This is a genomic window from Bacillus sp. Medicinal_06 (assembly GCF_056711665.1).
This window is the reverse complement of the sequence record NZ_JBWYHD010000001.1, coordinates 532698-552900: the sequence shown is the minus strand read 5'-3', so window position 1 is coordinate 552900 and position 20203 is coordinate 532698. Positions and strand designations below refer to the sequence as shown.

At 34.3% G+C, this 20203-nt stretch carries 20 protein-coding genes; 14 read left to right on the top strand and 6 right to left on the bottom strand.

Annotation, left to right across the window (positions count from 1 at the left end):
• Positions 1-7 precede the first annotated feature (7 nt).
• Together arsB and arsC are read left to right on the top strand one after the other, a co-directional pair.
• Positions 8-1045 carry an ACR3 family arsenite efflux transporter gene (arsB, locus tag AC1M36_RS02935; protein WP_431613159.1) on the top strand — a complete coding sequence of 346 codons (1038 nt, stop codon included), beginning with the start codon at positions 8-10 and terminating at the stop codon, positions 1043-1045.
• Between the two features lie 16 nt (positions 1046-1061).
• Positions 1062-1466, top strand: a complete 405-nt coding sequence (arsC, locus tag AC1M36_RS02930; RefSeq protein WP_431613160.1) for an arsenate reductase (thioredoxin) — start codon at positions 1062-1064, stop codon at positions 1464-1466.
• Between the two features lie 85 nt (positions 1467-1551).
• Here the strand turns inward: arsC and AC1M36_RS02925 are convergent, their stop codons facing one another.
• Positions 1552-1944: a DUF2871 family protein gene (locus tag AC1M36_RS02925; protein WP_336452439.1), complete on the bottom strand. Its 393-nt coding sequence runs from the start codon at positions 1942-1944 to the stop codon at positions 1552-1554.
• Between the two features lie 390 nt (positions 1945-2334).
• Here AC1M36_RS02925 and AC1M36_RS02920 point away from each other — a divergent pair, with 390 nt between their 5' ends.
• The 9 genes from AC1M36_RS02920 (at position 2335) to cntE (ending at position 11862) form a co-directional block, all read left to right on the top strand.
• The gene (locus tag AC1M36_RS02920) at positions 2335-3168 is read left to right on the top strand and encodes a histidine racemase CntK family protein (protein ID WP_336452438.1); all 834 of its coding nucleotides are present in this window, start codon (positions 2335-2337) and stop codon (positions 3166-3168) included.
• A 28-nt stretch (positions 3169-3196) separates the two neighbouring features.
• Positions 3197-3991, top strand: coding sequence for a methyltransferase domain-containing protein (locus AC1M36_RS02915; protein ID WP_336452437.1), 795 nt, complete (start codon positions 3197-3199; stop codon positions 3989-3991).
• 30 nt (positions 3992-4021) lie between these two features.
• The gene (locus tag AC1M36_RS02910; protein WP_336452436.1) at positions 4022-5338 is read left to right on the top strand and encodes an opine metallophore biosynthesis dehydrogenase; all 1317 of its coding nucleotides are present in this window, start codon (positions 4022-4024) and stop codon (positions 5336-5338) included.
• Between the two features lie 151 nt (positions 5339-5489).
• Complete coding sequence (gene cntA, locus AC1M36_RS02905) at positions 5490-7115, top strand: staphylopine-dependent metal ABC transporter substrate-binding lipoprotein (protein ID WP_420792355.1); 1626 nt, start codon at positions 5490-5492, stop codon at positions 7113-7115.
• 44 nt (positions 7116-7159) lie between these two features.
• Entirely contained in the window at positions 7160-8092 is a 933-nt protein-coding gene (gene opp1B, locus AC1M36_RS02900) for a nickel/cobalt ABC transporter permease (RefSeq protein ID WP_336452435.1), read from the top strand.
• Entirely contained in the window at positions 8093-8989 is an 897-nt protein-coding gene (gene cntC / locus AC1M36_RS02895; protein ID WP_431613163.1) for a staphylopine uptake ABC transporter permease subunit CntC, read from the top strand.
• Positions 8990-8993: 4 nt separating this feature from the next.
• Positions 8994-9809 (top strand): staphylopine uptake ABC transporter ATP-binding protein CntD, encoded by an 816-nt coding sequence (cntD, locus tag AC1M36_RS02890; protein WP_336452433.1) that lies wholly within the window; start codon positions 8994-8996, stop codon positions 9807-9809.
• Positions 9803-10549, top strand: a complete 747-nt coding sequence (locus AC1M36_RS02885) for an ABC transporter ATP-binding protein (RefSeq protein ID WP_336452432.1) — start codon at positions 9803-9805, stop codon at positions 10547-10549. Before cntD ends, AC1M36_RS02885 begins: the two co-directional genes overlap by 7 nt.
• Positions 10550-10680: 131 nt before the next feature.
• Complete coding sequence (gene cntE, locus AC1M36_RS02880; RefSeq protein WP_336452431.1) at positions 10681-11862, top strand: staphylopine family metallophore export MFS transporter CntE; 1182 nt, start codon at positions 10681-10683, stop codon at positions 11860-11862.
• Between the two features lie 135 nt (positions 11863-11997).
• Here the strand turns inward: cntE and AC1M36_RS02875 are convergent, their stop codons facing one another.
• The 3 genes from AC1M36_RS02875 to AC1M36_RS02865 all read right to left on the bottom strand — a co-directional run bounded on the left by AC1M36_RS02875 (position 11998) and on the right by AC1M36_RS02865 (position 14858).
• Positions 11998-13230: a cytochrome P450 family protein gene (locus tag AC1M36_RS02875; RefSeq protein ID WP_336452430.1), complete on the bottom strand. Its 1233-nt coding sequence runs from the start codon at positions 13228-13230 to the stop codon at positions 11998-12000.
• Between the two features lie 825 nt (positions 13231-14055).
• Positions 14056-14268, bottom strand: coding sequence for a hypothetical protein (locus AC1M36_RS02870; protein WP_174102717.1), 213 nt, complete (start codon positions 14266-14268; stop codon positions 14056-14058).
• Between the two features lie 416 nt (positions 14269-14684).
• A complete protein-coding gene (locus AC1M36_RS02865) occupies positions 14685-14858 on the bottom strand; it encodes a hypothetical protein (RefSeq protein ID WP_336452429.1) in 174 nt (57 codons plus the stop codon).
• Between the two features lie 260 nt (positions 14859-15118).
• Between AC1M36_RS02865 and AC1M36_RS02860 the strand changes: the two genes are divergently transcribed.
• Positions 15119-15646 (top strand): hypothetical protein, encoded by a 528-nt coding sequence (locus AC1M36_RS02860; RefSeq protein ID WP_479845582.1) that lies wholly within the window; start codon positions 15119-15121, stop codon positions 15644-15646.
• A 205-nt stretch (positions 15647-15851) separates the two neighbouring features.
• Here AC1M36_RS02860 and AC1M36_RS02855 read toward each other — a convergent pair whose 3' ends face one another.
• Together AC1M36_RS02855 and AC1M36_RS02850 are read right to left on the bottom strand one after the other, a co-directional pair.
• Positions 15852-16913, bottom strand: a complete 1062-nt coding sequence (locus AC1M36_RS02855; RefSeq protein WP_479845581.1) for an acyltransferase family protein — start codon at positions 16911-16913, stop codon at positions 15852-15854.
• A 252-nt stretch (positions 16914-17165) separates the two neighbouring features.
• Positions 17166-17732 carry a hypothetical protein gene (locus AC1M36_RS02850; RefSeq protein WP_336452426.1) on the bottom strand — a complete coding sequence of 189 codons (567 nt, stop codon included), beginning with the start codon at positions 17730-17732 and terminating at the stop codon, positions 17166-17168.
• Positions 17733-18168: 436 nt separating this feature from the next.
• Here AC1M36_RS02850 and AC1M36_RS02845 point away from each other — a divergent pair, with 436 nt between their 5' ends.
• Together AC1M36_RS02845 and AC1M36_RS02840 are read left to right on the top strand one after the other, a co-directional pair.
• Positions 18169-19098, top strand: coding sequence for an AAA family ATPase (locus AC1M36_RS02845; RefSeq protein ID WP_479845580.1), 930 nt, complete (start codon positions 18169-18171; stop codon positions 19096-19098).
• A complete protein-coding gene (locus AC1M36_RS02840) occupies positions 19095-20192 on the top strand; it encodes a DUF58 domain-containing protein (RefSeq protein WP_479845579.1) in 1098 nt (365 codons plus the stop codon). The genes AC1M36_RS02845 and AC1M36_RS02840 overlap by 4 nt, the downstream gene beginning before the upstream one ends.
• The last annotated feature ends 11 nt before the right edge of the window (positions 20193-20203 follow it).

Below are 20203 nucleotides of genomic sequence, written 5' to 3'. Positions count from 1 at the left end.
AGAAAAAATGAAACGATTATCGTTTTTAGATCGATTTTTAACCCTTTGGATTTTTCTTGCGATGATAGTGGGAATTGTAATAGGGTATCTATCACCTGGTTTTGTGGATGGGATGAATCGGTTACAGGTAGGAACAACCTCTATTCCGCTTGCAATTGGATTAATTTTAATGATGTATCCACCGCTTGCAAAAGTTCGTTATGAAGAGATGGGACGTGTTTTTAAAGATGTGAAGGTACTCATCTTATCACTCGTACAAAACTGGATTATTGGACCAGTCCTCATGTTTGCTTTAGCTATTATATTTTTACAGGATAAGCCAGAATATATGGTAGGACTCATCATGATCGGTTTAGCGCGTTGTATTGCAATGGTTATCGTTTGGAATGACTTAGCAAAAGGTGATACAGAATATGCGGCAGGGTTAGTAGCATTTAACTCTGTATTCCAAATGTTATTTTTCTCAGTGTATGCTTATGTATTTGTAACAGTCATTCCAGAATGGCTAGGGATTGAAGGTGCTGTTATTGATATTACAATGGGAGAGGTTGCAAAGTCAGTCTTTATTTACTTAGGAATTCCTTTTATCGCTGGCATGCTAACCCGCTTGATTTTTGTAAAAGTAAAAGGTAGAGAGTGGTATGAAAAAATATTCATACCAAAGATTAGTCCAATTACATTAGTCGCATTATTATTTACAATCATTGTGATGTTCTCATTAAAAGGTGAAGTCATTGTTAGCGTATCATTCGATGTTGTACGTATCGCGATTCCATTGCTCATTTATTTTGTATTGATGTTCTTTGTTTCTTTCTTTATGGGTAAGAAGATTGGTACAAGTTATGGGGTAACAACAACATTAGCGTTTACAGCTGGAAGTAATAACTTTGAATTAGCAATCGCTGTAGCTGTAGGGGTATTTGGGATTCAATCTGGAGCAGCATTTGCGGCGGTTATTGGTCCTCTAGTTGAAGTGCCAGTCATGATTGCGCTTGTAAATATAGCACTTATGTTTCAGAAAAAATACTTTCAAAAACAATTGTAATAAAGGTGGAATTTACATGGAAAGCAAAAAAATAATTTACTTCTTATGCACAGGTAACTCTTGCCGTAGTCAAATTGCTGAAGGATTTGGAAAGAAATATTTAGGTGACAAATGGAATGTATATTCTGCAGGAATCGAAGCACATGGCGTAAATCCAAATGCGATTCAAGCGATGAAAGAAGTAGAAATCGATATTACGAATCAAACATCTGATGTCATTGATCGCGACATTTTAAATAAAGCGGATCTTGTAGTTACACTTTGCGGTCATGCGAATGATGTATGTCCAACTACATCATCACATGTAAAACGTGTTCACTGGGGATTTGATGACCCAGCAGGACAAGAGTGGTCAGTATTCCAACGTGTTCGTGATGAGATTGGTGAACGCATTAAGAAGTTTGCTGAAATAGGGGAATGATCCATATAGAAACGAGGCTGTCTTTACAAAAATTTTATAGACAGCCTCGTTTCTATTTTTGGTGATGTTTTGTTACACATTACATTTAGAACGATTTTTTTAATAGGATCATAAACCAAACTAGGGTAAGGCCGATGAGAGAATGAGAGAATCCGATTATATAGGTTAATTCTTTAAAATTAGCACCATTTAGTTGAAGAAGCCCTCGAGTTGCCAGTGAAGAAAGGGTTAAAATTAATCCAATATTATGGACGATGAACCACATATTAAAACCCTTCACTTTATGGAATGAAAATGCTTTTGCTAATGCTAAGGCAATTAAAAAGAATAAAAACCCAAGTACGAGCGTATGTGTATGTAAAAGGTTCAGCAGTGTAGATCCTAGAATACCCTTTGATTTTGCATATTCCCTAGCAAATACACCTGATAATAAACCGATGACTAAATATACGAACGATGCATAATATAATTTTTTCATTGTATACCTCCTGAAGTAGAATTCGTAATGTTAGTTTTTGATTCGTAGATTCCTATTGTATTTTCACACTATAATCGTAATATAGCAAAAACTCCTAGTTGCCCAGGAGTTATGTTATAGCAGATTCAAAATTATTTTATCATAATTATAGGGTATCCTATTATGTGAAATAATCGAACTTTTTGTGAACAAAGAGAGAGTGTAAGAATTAGATTTAAAGAAAACGGCTCTTCATCGGCCTCAGAAGCATCCAATTAATTTAAGAATAAATATTGACACCATCAAAATTATGATATAATCTATTCCCGTGATGTAAAACGTAATGATTACTATTTTCATTTGACTGAGCAAAGAAAGTTCAATAAAAATATGACGTAAAGGATAAGTGAGATGACACAGGAAATAGAGTTTATAAAATTTAATCCAACTCAAAATATGACGATTCTCGTTAAGACTAATCATCCAGTTATAGAGTATAAGACGATTGCAAAAAAAATTATGTCGTATGACAGCGTGTATGCAGAACAAGTAGGATTTATAGAAGAATCTACAAAGTATGAAGCCGACGCACATCTACAAATGGCTGGAGGTGAGTTCTGTGGTAACGCCTGTATGGCATTAGCAGCTTTTATTGCATCTAAAAAAGGACTGAAACACAATGATTTATCAGAAATATTATTAGAAGTTTCAGGAACAGAGGAACTCATAGTGTGTCAAGTGAGAAGAGAGTTAGAGGAATATTATTGCCAAGTTACAATGCCTATCCCTAAAAAGATAGAGCAGAAAACTATAAAGCATGAAGGAAATGATTTGGACATCGTTATAGTGAATTATCAAGAGTCTATTCATATTGTGATAGAAGTGGAGGCTATTAATAAAGCAATGAGAAAAAAAGCTCAAACATTAGCAAAATCACTGGCACTAACCTTAAACACTAAATTGATAGGCATCCTATTATATGAATCAAATTCTAATGAATTGGCTCCACTTATCTATGTTCCATATCTTGATAGTATGGTATGGGAACGGGGATGCGGCTCAGGTACTGCCTCTTTAGGAGCTTATTTGGCTTGGAAAAATCAAAAGGAGGTTGTTGCACATGTAAGACAACCTGGTGGAACTATTACTGTTGTTGCCAACTTTCATAAAGAAGAGCTTTCAAGTCTTAAAATTGAAGGGGGTGTTGAGATAGTAGCGCAAGGAAAAGCGTTTATAAATGTTTAACTATTACATTGTATTGGAGCGAAGATAAATGAATGACTTAGGGGATTTTCTAAAATATTTGAGTAAGTACCTAGAGAAATTTAATGCCTTGATAGGAAGATATGATCACACTATCAATGATTGTTTGGAGTTAGAGACCTTAATAGATGAATACTCACACTTCATTATAAACACGAGGAACAAAGAAATGTGGGAGAAATTACAGCAACAAGGATACTGTGATTTGAACCAACTTGCGGTGTCTTTAAGAGAAAAATCAGCGCTTTGTGTAGCTATTATGGAAAAATATCGTGCATTAAAGCTTCTTAGTGGAGTTGCTGAAATAACAGATTACTTTAAGAATATAGAATCATGTATTGAAAAGGAATTTGGTAGTTTTCAAATTACTTCTGATTCAAAAGTATTACTAGTAGGGGCTGGCTCATTTCCAATGACACCAATATTAATTGCTAAGCGAACGGGAGCAGAGGTTATTGGCATAGATATTGATGATGAGGCTATCAAACTTGGATTAAACGTTGTAGAAAGAATAGGTGCAGGATTAAATATTAGATTAGAAAGAGTACCAGTAGAAAATCTTGATTTTACAAGAGATGCGACTCATATCATTTTTAGTTCAACCGTTAAAGATAAATATGACATACTAGAACAATTACATACATTAACAAATGATAATGTAGTGGTAGCTATGAGATATGGTAATCAGTTAAAGTCTCTATTTAATTACCCTTCGAGGGAAGTTGATAAACAAAAATGGAATAAAGTTGATGATATATTGCGTCCAGATAATGTGTTTGATATTGAGTTGTATCAAAAGGTTTAAATTGCTTACTTATGAGAAAGGAAAGATTTTATGAGTGCTTTTAAGCGTGTCTTAGTATTAGGAACTGGTCCTACATCTATTCAACTTGCTGTAAATTTAAAAAAGAAATTGAAAAGTGACGTAGGGATTGCTGGAAGAGAATCAGTTCGTTCAGAGAACTTTTTTTCGGCTCTTAAACAAAGTAATCATCTAATTCGTGTAAGTATTCAAAATGAACAACATCGAAATATGGAAGGTGAATGCTTCGTTGATCAAGTTTTTAAAGGGTATGAAACTATTAAAGGTAATTGGGATACCATTATTTTCTCTGTAACAACGGATGCATATATTGAAGTAATAAAGCAAATTAATAAAGAGATTTTGAAACAAGTAAGGTGTATTGTTCTAATTTCTCCGACTTTTGGTTCAAATAGCTTAATAAGTAATTATATGAATCGTATTAATTCGCGAGCAGAAATTATTAGCTTTTCTACATATTATGGGGATACACGATGGATGGACGATAGCCCTTCTAATCATGTTTTGACAACAGCGATTAAGAAAAGAATTGCTATAGGATCGACGGATTATCCATCTAAAAATGTCGACATGCTCTGTAAGGCATATGAACAATTAGGAATTATTCTAGAAATCATGAAATCTCCAATTGAGGCAGAAACAAGAAATATTTCTTTGTATGTTCACCCACCATTATTTATGAATGATTTTTCGTTAAGTGCAATATTCGGAGGTTTAGATACCCAAAAATTTGTGTATAAAATTTACCCTGAAGGTCCAATTACACAATATTTAATACGTGATATGCTGGCCCAATGGAAGGAAATTATGAATATTGTAGAGAAAATGAAGATTAAAAGACTTAATTTGTTGAAATTCATGACAGATGATAATTATCCAGTAAGATTGGAAAGTCTATCTCGACAAGATATAGAAAACTTTAATCATTTAGAAGATATCCATCAAGAATATTTATTGTATATTCGTTATTCCTCATTATTAATTGATCCTTTTTCAGAACCAGATAAGGATGGAAAATATTTTGATTTTTCAGCTGTTCCAATTAGAAAAATGTTTGTCAATAGAGAAGGGTATTGGGATATCCCGAGAATGCCTAAGGAAGACTATTATCGTATTAAAATAATACAAGGAATTGCAAAATATTTAGGTTTAAATTGTCCAACAATAGATAAATTTATTAAGACATACGAGAGTAAAATTGAAAAAGTTGCTCAATTCTATAAAGGAGAATTATTATCTAATGCATATTGTATTCAAAGTTTTGATGAAGATTTGAATATGATTTGTAGTGAAATAGGAAAAAATATTGAAGATAAGATGGTGGAATAAGCTTTCACTTAAAGTAAATCACTACACTATTTAAATCGTAATGATTACTATTTTCATATTTTGATTAATATGTTTGGAACGTCAATCATAGTTAAATAGCAAAAATAAATTACATCTAAATTAAGAAGACGAAAGGGAGAGGAATACTTTGTTGATTAAAAGATTTAAGGTAGCGATTCTAGTTTTTTCGGTCTTATGCCTTCTAGCTGCCTGCATTATAATTTTGAAAAGCTCAGATAGCAAGAAAAAGGAAGGTGATCATTCAATAAGTAACAAAAAAGAATTAACTTATGCAGTATCTAAAGATATTAATGATATGAATCCGCATTTGTATACAGGTTCAATGTCCGCTCAAGGAATGGTATATGAATCATTAGTTGAAAATACAAAAGAAGGGATTAAGCCTTTACTTGCTAAATCATGGGAGATATCAAAAGATGGAAAAATATATACTTTTCATCTAAGGAAAGACGTGAAATTTCATGATGGGGAACCATTTAATGCAGAAGCAGTGAAAAAAAATATTGATGCTATACAAAATAATGCAGAAAAGCATTCATGGATTAAACTATCAACAAAAATAGTAGCTTGTAATGTGGTGGATGAATATACAGTTGAATTGGTGCTATCAGAGGCATATTATCCAACTCTAGTTGAATTGTCTATGACTAGACCTTATGTATTTATATCACCTGAAAATTTTGTGAATGGGAAAACAAAAGATGGTGTAAATGGATATAACGGTACAGGTCCATATATTCTCGATGAACATAAAATCAATGAATCCGCAACCTTTAAAGCAAATGAAAACTATTGGGGTGGCTTACCTAAAATTAAGAAGATAACTTCTAAAGTTCTACCAGCAGGGGAAACAACATTTTTAGCATTACAAAAAGGAGAAGTTAATTTTGCTTTCACAGATGATAGAGGTGCAGACAGTATTGATGTTGAGGCAATGAAGCAATTGATTGATTCAGGCAACTATAAAATTACTAGAAGTGAAGCAATGAATACGAAAATGATCGTGGCTAATAGTAGTAAATCTCATAATCCAGTAAGTGAAAAAGCTGTTCGCGAGGCTATTTGGTACGCTATTGATAGAGAAACAATTACCAAGGATATTTTAAATAATACCGAAACAGTAGCTAATACACTGTTCTCTTCTAATGTTAATTATGCAGATGTTCCATTGAAGAAACGAGGCTATGATTTAGAAAAAGCAAAAGAAATTTTAAAAAAAGCAGGCTGGGTATTGGAAGGTGATGCTGTTGCTAGAACTAAAGACGGCAATAAACTAGCAATGAATCTTTATTATGATAGTAATTCTCCTTCCCAAAAAGCAGAGGCTGAATTTATTCAAAGTTCGTTAAAAAGTATAGGTATTCAATTAAAAATTATTGGTGAAGAATCAACTTCAATCGCTAATAGAAGGTCAACAGGAGACTATGACTTACTATTCAATCAAACATGGGGACTAGCGTATGATCCACAAAGCACAATAGCTGGTTTTACTTCCAATGCTTCTTATTTGCAGACTACTAGTGGTATTGCAAAGGCAGATGAGCTTTACAATAAAATTGCTGAGGTTATGGTATCTACGAATGAGGCAGAACGAAAACAATTGTATGCTGATATTTTAAAAACTGTTCATGATGAAGCAGTCTTTATTCCAATTTCATATGGTCGTGTCACTGTAGTTGCTCCCAAAAACTTAAAAGACATTTCATTTAAGCAAACACAATATGAGTTACCATTTGAGAGAATGAACTTTAAATAAAGATATAGAGGGGGGTTCCCCCTTTTATTAAAAGGAGATTTTCTATGGGAAGCTATATTATTAAAAGGTTATTAATATCTATTCCTTTACTTTTCGTTATTTCATTGGCAACGTTTGTTTTAATCAATCTTTCTCCTTTAGATCCGGCAGAAGTGGTATTACGTGCACAAGATACTCCAGAAATAACAGGTGAATTAATTGCACAAACGAAAGAGAAGTTAGGGCTGGATAAACCATTTATAGAACAATATTTACATTGGACCATTGCCTGCTTGCAATTAGATTTTGGGAATTCATATGTTACAGGGAAACCAGTTTGGTCATTAATAGGACCAGCTTTTCTAAATACATTAAAACTAACCATAGTGTCATCTGTTTCTATTATTATTTTATCGATATTATTAGGTGTTATCTGTGCAATGAAAGAAGGAAGGATAATTGATAAATCAGTAAGAGGGATTTTATTTCTTCTAACAGCAATGCCATCATACTGGCTTGCTTCCGTTATGATTTGGTATTTTTCTGTTAAATTCGATCTATTACCAACAAGCGGGATGAATTCGTATAAAAGTTATATTCTACCGGTTATTGTCATCACGATAAGTTATGCAGGTGTTTACTTTCGAACTGTTAGAAGTTCGATGTTAAGTAACTTAAATGAAGACTATGTACTGTATGGAAGAGCATGTGGCTTAACAGAGGGGAAAATTACTATACATGTTTTAAGAAATTCACTGCAAGTTGCTGTTTCAATATTTAGTATGTCTATACCTATAATATTGGGAAGCACAGTAGTAATAGAAAATGTGTTTGCATGGCCGGGGTTAGGAAGTCTGAGTGTTAAATCTATTCTAAGTAGAGATTTACCGGTTATCCAAGCGTATGTCCTTATACTAGCGGTAGCATTTGTGTTGTTTAATATGATTTCCGACATTATAAATGCTGTAATGAATCCTAAATTAAGGAATGATCTCTAAATGAAAATATTAAAAGCTTTAGGGAAAGATAGGTTAGCCATTATATCTTTGGTAGTCATTGTTGTGATAATTGTTGCCGGTATATTTGCTCCTTTACTTGCGCCACATGATCCCGAGGAAGTAAATATGAGACTTCGGTATGAAGCCCCATCGTGGGAATACCTATTAGGTAATGATCACTTAGGGAGATGTGTCTTATCTAGACTGATTTATGGAATTCGTCCTAGTATTCTATGGGTTTTAGTTACGCTATTGATAATTGTTTCAATTGGAACTATTTTAGGGCTCATAGCCGGTTATTTTAGAGGAAGAGTAGATGCTTTTATCATGAGGATTTGTGATATTATGCTTTCTTTTCCAGGGTACGTTATGGCATTAGCAGTTGTGGGTATTCTAGGCGTGGGTTTTAAGAATATATTAATTGCATTTATTTTCATCAAATGGGCATGGTTTGCTCGAGTAATCAGAACATCTGTTATGCAGTATTCTGAGTTAAACTATGTGAAATTTTCTAAAGCATCTGGTATTAGTAATATGCAAATTATATGTAAGCATATTGTTCCTGTTGCATTGCCTGATATAGCGGTGATCTCAAGTAGCTCTATTGGTTCAATGATTTTACAAATATCTGGATTTTCATTTCTAGGTTTAGGAGTTCAAGCCCCAGATGCCGAATGGGGAATGATGTTAAATGAGGCGAGAAAAGTTATGTTTTCAAAACCAGAGTTAATGTTAGCACCTGGACTAGCTACTATTATTGTGGTATCGGCGTTTAATTTTTTATCTGATGCATTTCAGATTGCTTTAGATCCTAAATTAAGAACTTCTAAAAATAATGCTCGAGAAAATTGGATCACCCCTAAAGATAAGTTAAAAGAAAAAGAGGTGGCAAAATAAATTTATGAATATATTAGAAGTCAAAAACTTAAGAATCTGGAATAGCAACACTAATAAAGTGATTATTTATAATAGCTCATTTCATTTAGAGCATGGAAGCTGTCTAGCAATCGTGGGAGAAAGTGGCAGTGGGAAGTCTGTAACGTGTAGGTCAATTATTAGATTGAATAAACCTTGTATTCATCAATCGGGAGATATTCTATTTAAAGGAGAAAACTTGAATAGTCTTTCTGAGAAAGAGATGAGAAAGAAAAGAGGAAAAAAACTTTGTATGATTCTACAAAATGGCATGAGTGCATTTGATCCTTCCTGTGTGATTGGTGTTCATTTAAGGGAAACGCTTGCCCAACATTTTGGTTGGAATAATAGCAAAATAGTGGGTGAAATGAAACATGCTATGGAAAGTGTCATGTTGAAAAATCCGATAGAGATAATGCATAAATATCCATACCAGCTATCGGGTGGAATGTTACAACGAATTATGATTGCATTGGCATTAGTATTGAAGCCTGACATTATAATTGCTGATGAGCCGACCACAGCACTAGATACAATTTCACAATTTGAGGTCGTTGAGCAATTTGTTAAATTAAGGGAAAGAATGGGGTGTTCGATGATTTTTGTTTCCCACGACTTAGGTATTGTAAAAAAAATTGCCGATAACATTTTGGTAATGAAGGATGGGAGAGTTATTGAAAGGGGCAATACCCAAACCATCTTTTCAGAAGCACAACATGAATATACAAGATATTTAGTATCCACTAGATTAGCACTAAGCAATCATTTTAAGAGAATAGTGGGGAGGAGTTCTAATTGTTGATAGTTGATCGTGTTGAGAAATCTTATAATAAAGGCGGATTATTTTCTAGAAAAAAGCAGAAAATCGTGAAGAAAGTTAGTTTTGAATGTAGGAATGGCGAATGTCTCGGCATTATCGGAGAAAGTGGCAGTGGAAAGTCAACATTAGGACGCTTGATATTAGGAATTGAAAAGTCTGACCGTGGAACAGTTTTATTTGAGGGAAATCGTGTAGAGGACAGAAAAGTGAGGTTAGGTAACATTAGCGCTGTCTTTCAAGACTATGCTTCCTCAATCAATCCATTTTTTACTGTTGAAGAAGCGATTATGGAGCCCTTAAAAGCTCAGAAAAAGGATAGAAAAGAATTTAACAACAAGATTAATAATTTACTAAGTCAAGTTGGATTAAATCCGTCCTATAGAAAGAAATACCCTCATGAGTTATCGGGAGGGGAAATTCAAAGAGTATGTATCGCAAGAGCTATCTCAACGGAGCCCAAATGCATTTTATTAGATGAAGCAATCAGCTCTTTAGATGTATCTGTTCAAAAACAAGTACTTGAATTATTAAAGGAATTAAGAAAGATTTATGATATGAGTTATATTTTTATAACACATGATATTCAAGCTGCTGCCTATATCTGTGATAGAATTATAATCTTTAAAGATGGTCAGATTGAAGAAATAGCCCAGATTGAGCAATTAAAGGATGTTCGGTCAGAATATGCAAGGAAATTACTGGGGATGGTAGTAACGTTTTGATATGATCCATGTTGAGTATGCATCATTATTATAGTGTAGGTATGAAAAGAGTAGGTCTTTTTAGGTAAATAATGAAACGATTTCAGAAAAAGAGTTCGTTGCAAAGAGGTATAGAATTAGGAGGAGAAATTGTGAATGGAGCTATGTCTTGGCCTTTTCTACGTTTATATATATTAGTTTTTCTTTATTTTAGTGCTAATGCCATATTAAACGTTATTATTCCTTTGCAAGGGGGAATATTAGGGGCGAACAATACAACAATTGGTTTAATTATGGGAGGGTATCTATTTACAACTATGTTCTTTCGCCCGTGGGCAGGTCATATTATTCAAAAGTACGGTCCGATAAACGTATTACGTATTATTCTCATTCTCAATGGTTTTGCTTTAATATTATATACTATTTCTGGGTTAGGGGGCTTTTTCGTTGCACGTATTTTACAAGGAGTTTCGACAGCTTTCTTCTCAATGGCATTACAGCTGGGGATAATTGATGCACTGTCAGAGAAGGATCGCTCTCAGGGAATTTCACTTTACTCTTTATTTGCTAATATGCCAGGTATTATTGGGCCTGTAGTAGCATATAACATTTGGAAGGCAGGAGGTATGGATTATTTTACAGTGGTGCTGATAACAATTGCCATCTTTACAGGGATGTTTGGCTATAGTGTTAAAATAGAAAAAAGAAAGAAGCAACCTGTTTCAGATAGTACTGAGCAAGAAGAAAGTATACTTAAATCTTTCAGGCAGTTAGTAAAAAATCCACTTTTGTTCAAATGCAGTATATTAATGTTAGTTGCTTCGATCGTATTTGGAGCTATTACAACATTTATACCACTATACGCTATACAGTTGAAAAGTGGAAATGCTGGAGTTTATTTAATGCTTCAGGCGGGGACTGTTGTCTTCGTTCGTTTTGCTTTAAGAAAAAAAATTCCTTCAGACGGTAAATGGCACTCGTCTTTTGTTATGGGGACTATGATTCTTTTAGCAGTAGCTGCACAGTGTGTAAGTTTTTCTATAATAGGCGGAGCAGTTTTTTTCTACATAGGTGCAATTTTAATGGGAATACCTCAGGCTCTTCTTTATCCAGCATTAACAACGTATTTGACTTTTGTCTTGCCACAAAAGAATCGTAATGTGTTAATTGGTTTATTTATTGCCATGGCTGATTTAGGTGTTTCGCTAGGCAGTGTCATTATGGGGCCGATAGCTGACTTTACCTCATACTCATTTATGTATATGGTTTGTGCTATCTTAGGTGTAATGATGACTATTTTTGCTTATGATCGAAGAAGAATATTTGCTGGGTAAAATTTAATACTATCTCGAAATTCATCCCCCACGTCTAAACATGAAGGTGTGAAAACATCAATGAAAGTGGGGGATGAGTTTTTGTTAGGCAAAGCCAATTTTTTTAATGATTTTGGTAATCACGGGCAGCAAGAGCTAGAAAACTACTGGTAGAGTTGCAAGAGAACGGAATTTGCTATAATTATAAACGAGTTGCTCGGGTTTAGTTGCTAGACGCAGATTAGGTAGACGTTGCAGCAATGTGCCAAATGCAATTTGTCCTTCTAGGCGTGCCAGCGGAGCACCTAAACAGTGATGGATACCATTGCCGAAAGCTAGATGATCATTTTCTTCGCGTGTAATATCTAATGCTTCAGGATTAGAGAATTTCTTCGGATCAATGTTGGCAGCTGCCAGAGAGAACAGCACCATTTCACCTTTGTGAATCGTTTTGTCATGCATCGTGATGTCTTCACCGGCAAAACGGTTACCTACCATAATTGGACCAGCATATCGCAACAGCTCATCGACAGCGGAGGGAAGCATCGAAGGGTTGGCTCGTAGCAGGTCCATTTGTTCGGGATGTTGCAGTAACGCGAGTATGCCATTACCAATTAGATTGACGGTTGTCTCATGCCCAGCTATAATGAGAAGCCAAATCGTCGAAAGAAGCTCGTTCTTACTTAGCTTGTCTTCCTTTTCTTGTACTTGGACTAGAGCGCTCATCAGATCATCGTTAGGATTTACGCGCTTTTGTGCTAGTAATGTTTCAATGTAATGAATAAACTTTTCGAGCGTTGCAGTAACTGTAGCACCCTGACGAGGATCCATAGCAGCGTTCATGAGTTCATGTGTCCAGGCACGAAATCGATTTCGATCAGCAGTGGGAATTCCAAGCATTTCTGAAATAACAATAATGGGCAGAGGATAGGCAAAATCCGCAATAATATCCATCTTTCCTTTTTCCTTTACCGCATCCAACAATTCGTCGGCAATCTCCTGAATACGGGGACGAAGGTTCTCAACCATACGCGGGGTAAAGGCTTTAGAGACCAACCGGCGTAAGCGAGTATGATCAGGTGGATCGACTGTCAGCATATTTGGCATATTCATCATCCATTCAAACAGCTTGCTCACAGATGTATTCTCTTCAATAAATTTCTGTTTATCTTTGGGTGGTTCGAATTTTCGCAAATCTTTGAGAAAACGAGGATCTTTCAGGATGGAAAAAACATCGTCATAGCGCAATGCGATCCAAGCTCCCCCCATACCGTAAAAGTCATCCAGACGAAAGAGGGGTTCTTGTTTTTCGAAGAGAGGCTTATAGAACATAATAGGATCACGCATAGTTTCAGGTGAGTTTAAATCACTAAGAGTAATTTTTTTCATTTGTTTACTCCTTTCAGTTTAATTGGTGAGTGAAAAGGCTTATATATCCTCTTTACTAGAAAAATTAATGATGGATTATGCTACGAAAACGATTCATCTAATTGAAAAAATTTTGAGCATACTCGTCATCAATCGTGTCCTTTTCTCTACAAGTTTCTTTTGAAATGCGCCAATTTAATCTAGATCAGCTTACAATTCTTTTACGGTCAACACCTTCTTGAAGTGGATTTTTTCAATTAACTGCTTGGGCGCCTTATTGCTTAGAAGCAATTATATGACGATATTTCTTTTCAAGAGAAAAGGTAGGAATTCCTTCTTTTTTATTCAATCTTAAATGGATTGCTTCACATCACTATCAAGCGAGTAAACAAAAATTGGACAGCTCCTTCAATTTATCAAGCCAGAAAAAATCTAAGTATTAGGCATAAATACATTTTAATATGCAATATTTCATATTAATGTATGCTTTATATTGTTATAATAGGGGATATAAATTCTACAACATTTTTCATTGGAAAACTAATGAATATGAAGTTTCCCTACTAGAAAAGGAAAAGAATTATAATAATTCTTTTCCTTTTTTGTTGATAAGCAAAACTAATCTAATGTAAGAAGATACATGTATACAATTGTTAGTGCTAATGTAAATATATTACGACATTGAAAATCTCAAAAAGTTTCTTGATTCAAACATTTTGTTATATCCTTTTAGTGGCAAACATTTTGAAAAAAAGGTGTTAAAATATAATCGTATCAAAAATGAATTAAAGAAAGACTGATAAAAACCTAGCTTTCCTTATATACGTATTTAAACAATTTTGTTTATTAACAACATTTCTCTTTCATTGCTTTCATCATAGACATAGTAGAATTCATCATTTCATCACATTCTTGCATTTTATTCACCATAGCTTTATCCATTTCTACATCCATTTGCATCATATTGTTCATCATCATTTTCATACATTTCATTTCGCACATCATTTTTTCCATAGACATCATCATGTTTGTTGTTCCTACCATCATTGTTTTTTCCATTTTAACATCCTCCTAAAATTTTTATATCTTGCAAATATAGGAATTCGTTTTTATTTTACAAATACCTCCAGATGTTAGTGTTGCTAAATATTTAGAAAGAATTTTCTTAAAAAGAAGAAAATGAGTTTTTAAGAGATAATGTTTAAATTAGAGATGAACGAATGGAGGAACTTGAAAAGAAATTACATGAATTAAAAAGAGCAGCTAGAAATAGCTAACTGCTCATCTTCCAGGGGGAGGAGAAAGATTATTGTATCTACATTACTGATGGAATATTGAGGTTTATTGAAAACTGTATCGTTACTGATTAAACAGAACATATTTTTTACGAGATAATTGGAATGAGAATCAGTGGAGGATGGGGAAAAAACCACTGATTAAAGTTTCACTTTATATAATATCTCTAAGGTTTATCCTTATTTTTCTTGTTTCTTTTCTCCCTCTTCTACATTCCATTCATCGCCCCAGTAAATTGAGATGTTATCGCCATCCTGCATGCTTACATCTTCCGTGGCGTTCAACTCATTTGTGTGTTGGTTTTTTTTGGTTGTTAATTCTTTTTTTGAACGATTTGGCTTATGAGTAGACATATGCATTGTTCCTCCTTAAATAGATAGTTACTTTATACTGGTATTATTTCTCTGTTGTGAAGGTTTATACCATTCTTGTTTCTGAACGCTTGGCTAATCATTTACAAAGAGTACATTAGAAATACTTAAGGAACTTTTCATTGACATAATCAGCGTTCTAGGAATAAAAACAAATTCCCTAAAAAATCTTCCTTTCTATCTATCTTTTGGAGTAAAATTATTCCTGTGTTTTAATTTTTTGGATAGGGAAAGGGAGTTCTATGAAATCTTTACTAAAAGTAACATGTACAGCATTTTTACTTACAAGTTTAACGGTAGCTTGTAGTGAACAAACGACAACAAAGCAAGAAGTAACTACTCAATCAAAAGAAGTGTCTGAAGAGAACAAAATGGAGAAGGATGCACTACTATATGGAGAAATTGCAAAAGGTGGGTACTACAGAGCAACAGTTGAAAATGCAAAATATGAGCAAGTAGATGGAATAGAGCGCATTGTAGCTCGTGTTACGATTAATAATGCTCGGGCTGATGAAAAAGCAATTGATCTTTCAGAAATACAGTATTTTGTTAAAGATGAAAAGACGGGAGAAAAATATGAAGGTCAAGTTATGCCTATGTACGAAGAGAAATTCAAAAGTGTTCCAGCTGGCTACTCTTTAACTTTTGACGTTTCATTTAAGATGGAAAATCTACCAAAAGATTTCAATAGTATGTATCTATATATGGATAGCAAGCTTGATCCATTTGGAGATATCCATTGGAAACTTGCTAATCTAGTATCTAAATGAAAAGATGTCTAATTTAGACATCTTTTTTTGTATAGAGAGTTGTATACACTATTTATCCCGCATTAACGGGCAGTAAGACTCCCATCTCAAAATTCAGCAGGAGTAAAGAAAGTAAGTGGGGAATCAACTGTTCGTAAAAGCACGATTGGTGAGGGCTAACTATCAGTGGGGGATGAAGAAAAACCCCACTGATGGAAGTTTCACTTTATCCTGTTCTCATCCTTCTAGAGCGTCTTAATTCACTACGCCTTTGTATTATGAATAAGAAGAGATTCCTAACTTTATCTTTTTTCTCTACAATAAATATAGTAATGAATAGGGGGATTGTTACTCCTACAATTGTATAAATTATATTTCCGTAATCTGTAAATTGAAGGAGGATTTTATTAACCCCTATGTGCATATACATGATAGCCATGCCTTTTTTGTTAATAAGAGAAAAAAGCGATAGGATTGTTCCGGATTTCATGAGCTGGAATATCCCGCAATATGCTATGGTCATTACTAACGGAATCACTACATCCAAACCATAGTGTTCATATGATACATACTTCATACTTAAATGATAATCCATCATATTCAGTTCCTGAATTGTAATAAATCCAATTATCAATAAGATACAGACCCCTGTAAGTACAGAAGGGATTTGTTGTATATACGGTTTTATATAATACCCTATACTATAATATACAAGGGCAAGCATAGACACATCTATATTCCAAGGGATCCATACATGTAGGGAAGGCTCTAAGCCGCCCAATGTACCGATATAACTTCCTTCAATATGAGACACTATATATAAGAGTATAATAAACAACAAGCGGGTTTTTGTTCTTTTAAAAATAAGAAAGATAACAAGGAATAATACTTGTGTAAAGAACAGACAAGTTACAAACCAAAATACTCCGTAATAGCTTGTAATAAACCTTCCACCAAACAGTACATTTCCAATATCTTCTATATACCAATTTAAAGAAACATTCCCTTGTATTAATTCTTCTACATAGCGAATGATTGTGAAGAGACCTAAGTACGTTATATAAGGAATGAGAAGGCTATGTGCTCTTCTTTTTAGATAAGGTCCGATTTGTGACCATCGTTCTACCGGTTTAGATACATAACCGCTAAACAAAAAAAAGGCAGGCATATGAAACCAATAGATGTAGGTTATAAGGCTGTTATGATTGTAAGCATGCCCTGCAACAACAAGAATCATTGCAAATCCTTTTGCTGAATCAAGCCACAATTCACGTTGTTTATTTATCATGCTTTCACCTCCTGGCTGTAATACCAACACCTATTTTAAAAGGAATGAAAGTGACTTTTCCAATATGTTATTAGGCTTTAAAACGTTAGTAAGGAAATAGAAACACTGGTAATGAAATAATAATTTTGTAATGTAATAGAAAGAGAAAAATGTATATGTATCGTGTTGTACATTTAAAGAAATGGATCTGTTAAATTTTAATGTAGATTTTTAAACTAAATTAGGGAACTTCATACAAAGTTCCCGATACCTTCAATCATATTTGTTTTTCTGTTCGGAAGAGTAATCAATTGAATTAGCTATTTTAACTAATACTTTGGGTGTCACCTTGTCAGAACCCCTTTTATCAAAACTAAGCATATATTGCCAATTATCTCTATCAAAAACTAATACATTAAAACTAGAAATATTCATATATGTGGCTTGAATGTCATTTTTCAGCTTATAAACACCCAAAACATACTTATCTTTTATTGGGATTTTATGCTTAACAGGTCGCACATCAATTTTGTAATGGTTTTCAGGAGATTTATCACTAATAAATTCCATTTCAAATGAGTCGTTCATTTCACCTTCTAAATCACTAAATCTTCCAAAATAGTGTGTGAATTCGATAGGAGGAACTCTAAGTGGCAGTTTTAAGTCTTGTTTGAAATGTTTTTCAACTTCACGTACAGCTTCTTCGACAGTTGTATATCCAATTTCAGAATAGATTTGTTCAAAAGGTTGGGGTTTATCATTTGAATTTGCAAATACGTTATTTACAGTAACTATTTGGAAAAAAATAAATAACAAGAAAAGGTAAAAAATTCTATTCATCGACACCACCCTAATCATTTTTAGGTGTATCTTTCCCGACGTTCAGCTAAATATCCTGATCTATGGGCCATAAGTCCCCCATCTTAATATTCAAAGTGAAACGAGGAAGATAGGTGGGAGGTGACTGCCCGTAAAAGCCTGATTGGTGAGGGCTAACAATTAGTGGGGGATGAAGAAACCCCCACTAATAGAAGTTTCACTTTATACCATTGAGATGAAAGGTATAAACATTACAAAATTTTAGTCTTTGATTATATAGATGAAACCTATCATTTATTCGCTAGATTTCACGGTTTATTTCTTTTGTACAAGTAGTTTTTTACATGAAAAAAAGAATATGTGAAGTATGGCTGAAGAAAAAGATTTTCCAGTTTATAGAAAAAGGTTATCATGTTAAAATATCAGAAAAGTAAAATAATAGAGGTGGATACAAAATATGTCTATATTAGAGAAAATTAAAGAAAATGTTTCGAAAGTCATTGTAGGAAAGGAAGAAGTAATTGATTTGGCAATGATTGCGCTAGTCGCAAACGGACATGTTTTATTAGAAGACGTACCAGGAACAGGAAAAACAACACTGGCGAAGACACTTGCGAAAAGTATTGATGGAGCCTTTCAACGTATCCAGTTTACCTCTGATACGTTACCTGGTGATGTAGTAGGCTTAGAATATTTTGATATGAAAGAGAGTGATTTTAAAACAAGGAAAGGACCTATTTTTGTAAATCTTGTTTTAGTAGATGAAATTAACAGGGCCGTTCCACGGACACAATCAGCGTTATTGGAAGTAATGGAAGAACGAACAGTAACAATTGCAGGGATAACACATGTATTACCAAGCCCATTTATTGTATTGGCGACGCAGAATCCGTTAGAGTCGGCAGGGACATTTACGCTTCCAGATGCGCAGTTAGATCGTTTTCTATTAACGATTCGCCAAGGATATCCAAATCGTAAATATGAAAAGGAAATGTTGAAACGCTTTAAAGAAAACAATCCATTTAATGACTTACAAGGCGTTGTAACTCTTTCTGACATATTGGAGTTGCAAGAGCAATCTAAAAAGATTCACATACATGATGAGGTGGAAGAATATTTGCTTGATATTGTAGAAGCGACGCGAAATCATGATTTAGTAGAAATTGGGGTGAGTCCGCGTGGATCTTTAGCTTTTATGAGAGCTGTTCAAGCAAGGGCTTTATTAAAGGGGCGGGAATATGTAACTCCTGATGATTTGAAAGCTTTAGCAGCTCCGGTTTGTGCACACCGCTTAACGTTAACAATTGAAGGGGATATGAAAACAACTAAAGTAGATGTACTGCAAGGGATTTTAGAAAAACTTGCAGTTCCAGTGGAAAGCGTATGAATGAGACTATAAAAAAGAAACATCCGTTGTTAGAGTCTCTTTTTATAGGGGGAATTGGTGCTATTTGTCTTATTCTCGTCGTATTTACCAATCAATTTTTCATTGTGGCTATCTTTTTGTTTTATTTGTTATTAGTCGGATTTTTGTATTTATATATGAAAGCAATCATGAGAGTGAGATGGGGCATCTCTCAAAATCAACAGAGACTATTTATGAACGAAAGAGGAGAATGTGTCATACAAATTATAAATGAGGCCCGTTTCCCAATTTTTAAAGCAGCTCTGCAGTTTCGCTCTGACGAACAAGTGGAGTGGGAATCGGATCAGAAGATGAAGCGTTCGAATCACTCCTATCAAATCCCTTTCCAGATAGAAGGGAGAGATATGATAACAATTACGTTAGAGGGGAATGCAAATGAAAGAGGAAGACAAGGGTGGCAAGCAGCAGAAGTGAAAATATCAGATCCGTTCGGTCTTTTAACATATTACTTACCTATCGAACAAAAGAAACTTCCTGTATTTCATATTCTTCCGCAAATGTCGAAAGTAACAATACCAGAAATGACAACTTGGAAGCATGGGTTTCGCAGAGCGGCTGTTTCTCCGTTATATGATGAAACGAAAATAGTAGGTGTGAAAGCATATGAAGGAGAATCTTTTCGTTCGATTCATTGGGGTGCAACCGCAAAAACTGGAGTGATTAGTGCGAAAAAGTATGAATATACACAAGGCGATCGGTATGCGCTGTATGTAAATCTATTGGGGAAAACAGGATATACGCTTCGTACGGATATGGAATATTTAATTCAAGTCGCTGCTGGGGTATGTCGGGAGTTAATTTCACAAGACTGCTCGTTTGAACTATGGATAAATGGAATACGGGAACAAGGTGTGATTCACTTAAATGGCGGAAAGCACCGAAAACAACTTTATAAAGCAATGGATCTATTGTCTTCGTTAACAGAAAAAGATACACCGCTTAATGCGCATTTCTTTTATCAAACAGGATTCCGAAGACAAGAAGCGGGCTGTATTCCATTAATTATTGGATATCCACCTGAGAAGCAAAAGGGGTGGGTGCAAATCGTGAAGTAAAGGGAGGAACG

Bases quoted from the DNA above. Each gene is read 5' to 3' on its own strand.
- arsB (WP_431613159.1), top strand. From the start codon at position 8: ATGAAACGATTATCGTTTTTAGATCGATTTTTAACCCTTTGGATTTTT.
- arsC (WP_431613160.1), top strand. From the start codon at position 1,062: ATGGAAAGCAAAAAAATAATTTACTTCTTATGCACAGGTAACTCTTGC.
- AC1M36_RS02925 (WP_336452439.1), bottom strand. From the start codon at position 1,944: ATGAAAAAATTATATTATGCATCGTTCGTATATTTAGTCATCGGTTTA.
- AC1M36_RS02920 (WP_336452438.1), top strand. From the start codon at position 2,335: ATGACACAGGAAATAGAGTTTATAAAATTTAATCCAACTCAAAATATG.
- AC1M36_RS02915 (WP_336452437.1), top strand. From the start codon at position 3,197: ATGAATGACTTAGGGGATTTTCTAAAATATTTGAGTAAGTACCTAGAG.
- AC1M36_RS02910 (WP_336452436.1), top strand. From the start codon at position 4,022: ATGAGTGCTTTTAAGCGTGTCTTAGTATTAGGAACTGGTCCTACATCT.
- opp1B (WP_336452435.1), top strand. From the start codon at position 7,160: ATGGGAAGCTATATTATTAAAAGGTTATTAATATCTATTCCTTTACTT.
- cntC (WP_431613163.1), top strand. From the start codon at position 8,093: ATGAAAATATTAAAAGCTTTAGGGAAAGATAGGTTAGCCATTATATCT.
- cntD (WP_336452433.1), top strand. From the start codon at position 8,994: ATGAATATATTAGAAGTCAAAAACTTAAGAATCTGGAATAGCAACACT.
- AC1M36_RS02875 (WP_336452430.1), bottom strand. From the start codon at position 13,230: ATGAAAAAAATTACTCTTAGTGATTTAAACTCACCTGAAACTATGCGT.
- AC1M36_RS02870 (WP_174102717.1), bottom strand. From the start codon at position 14,268: ATGGAAAAAACAATGATGGTAGGAACAACAAACATGATGATGTCTATG.
- AC1M36_RS02865 (WP_336452429.1), bottom strand. From the start codon at position 14,858: ATGTCTACTCATAAGCCAAATCGTTCAAAAAAAGAATTAACAACCAAA.
- AC1M36_RS02860 (WP_479845582.1), top strand. From the start codon at position 15,119: ATGAAATCTTTACTAAAAGTAACATGTACAGCATTTTTACTTACAAGT.
- AC1M36_RS02855 (WP_479845581.1), bottom strand. From the start codon at position 16,913: ATGATAAATAAACAACGTGAATTGTGGCTTGATTCAGCAAAAGGATTT.
- AC1M36_RS02850 (WP_336452426.1), bottom strand. From the start codon at position 17,732: ATGAATAGAATTTTTTACCTTTTCTTGTTATTTATTTTTTTCCAAATA.
- AC1M36_RS02845 (WP_479845580.1), top strand. From the start codon at position 18,169: ATGTCTATATTAGAGAAAATTAAAGAAAATGTTTCGAAAGTCATTGTA.
- AC1M36_RS02840 (WP_479845579.1), top strand. From the start codon at position 19,095: ATGAATGAGACTATAAAAAAGAAACATCCGTTGTTAGAGTCTCTTTTT.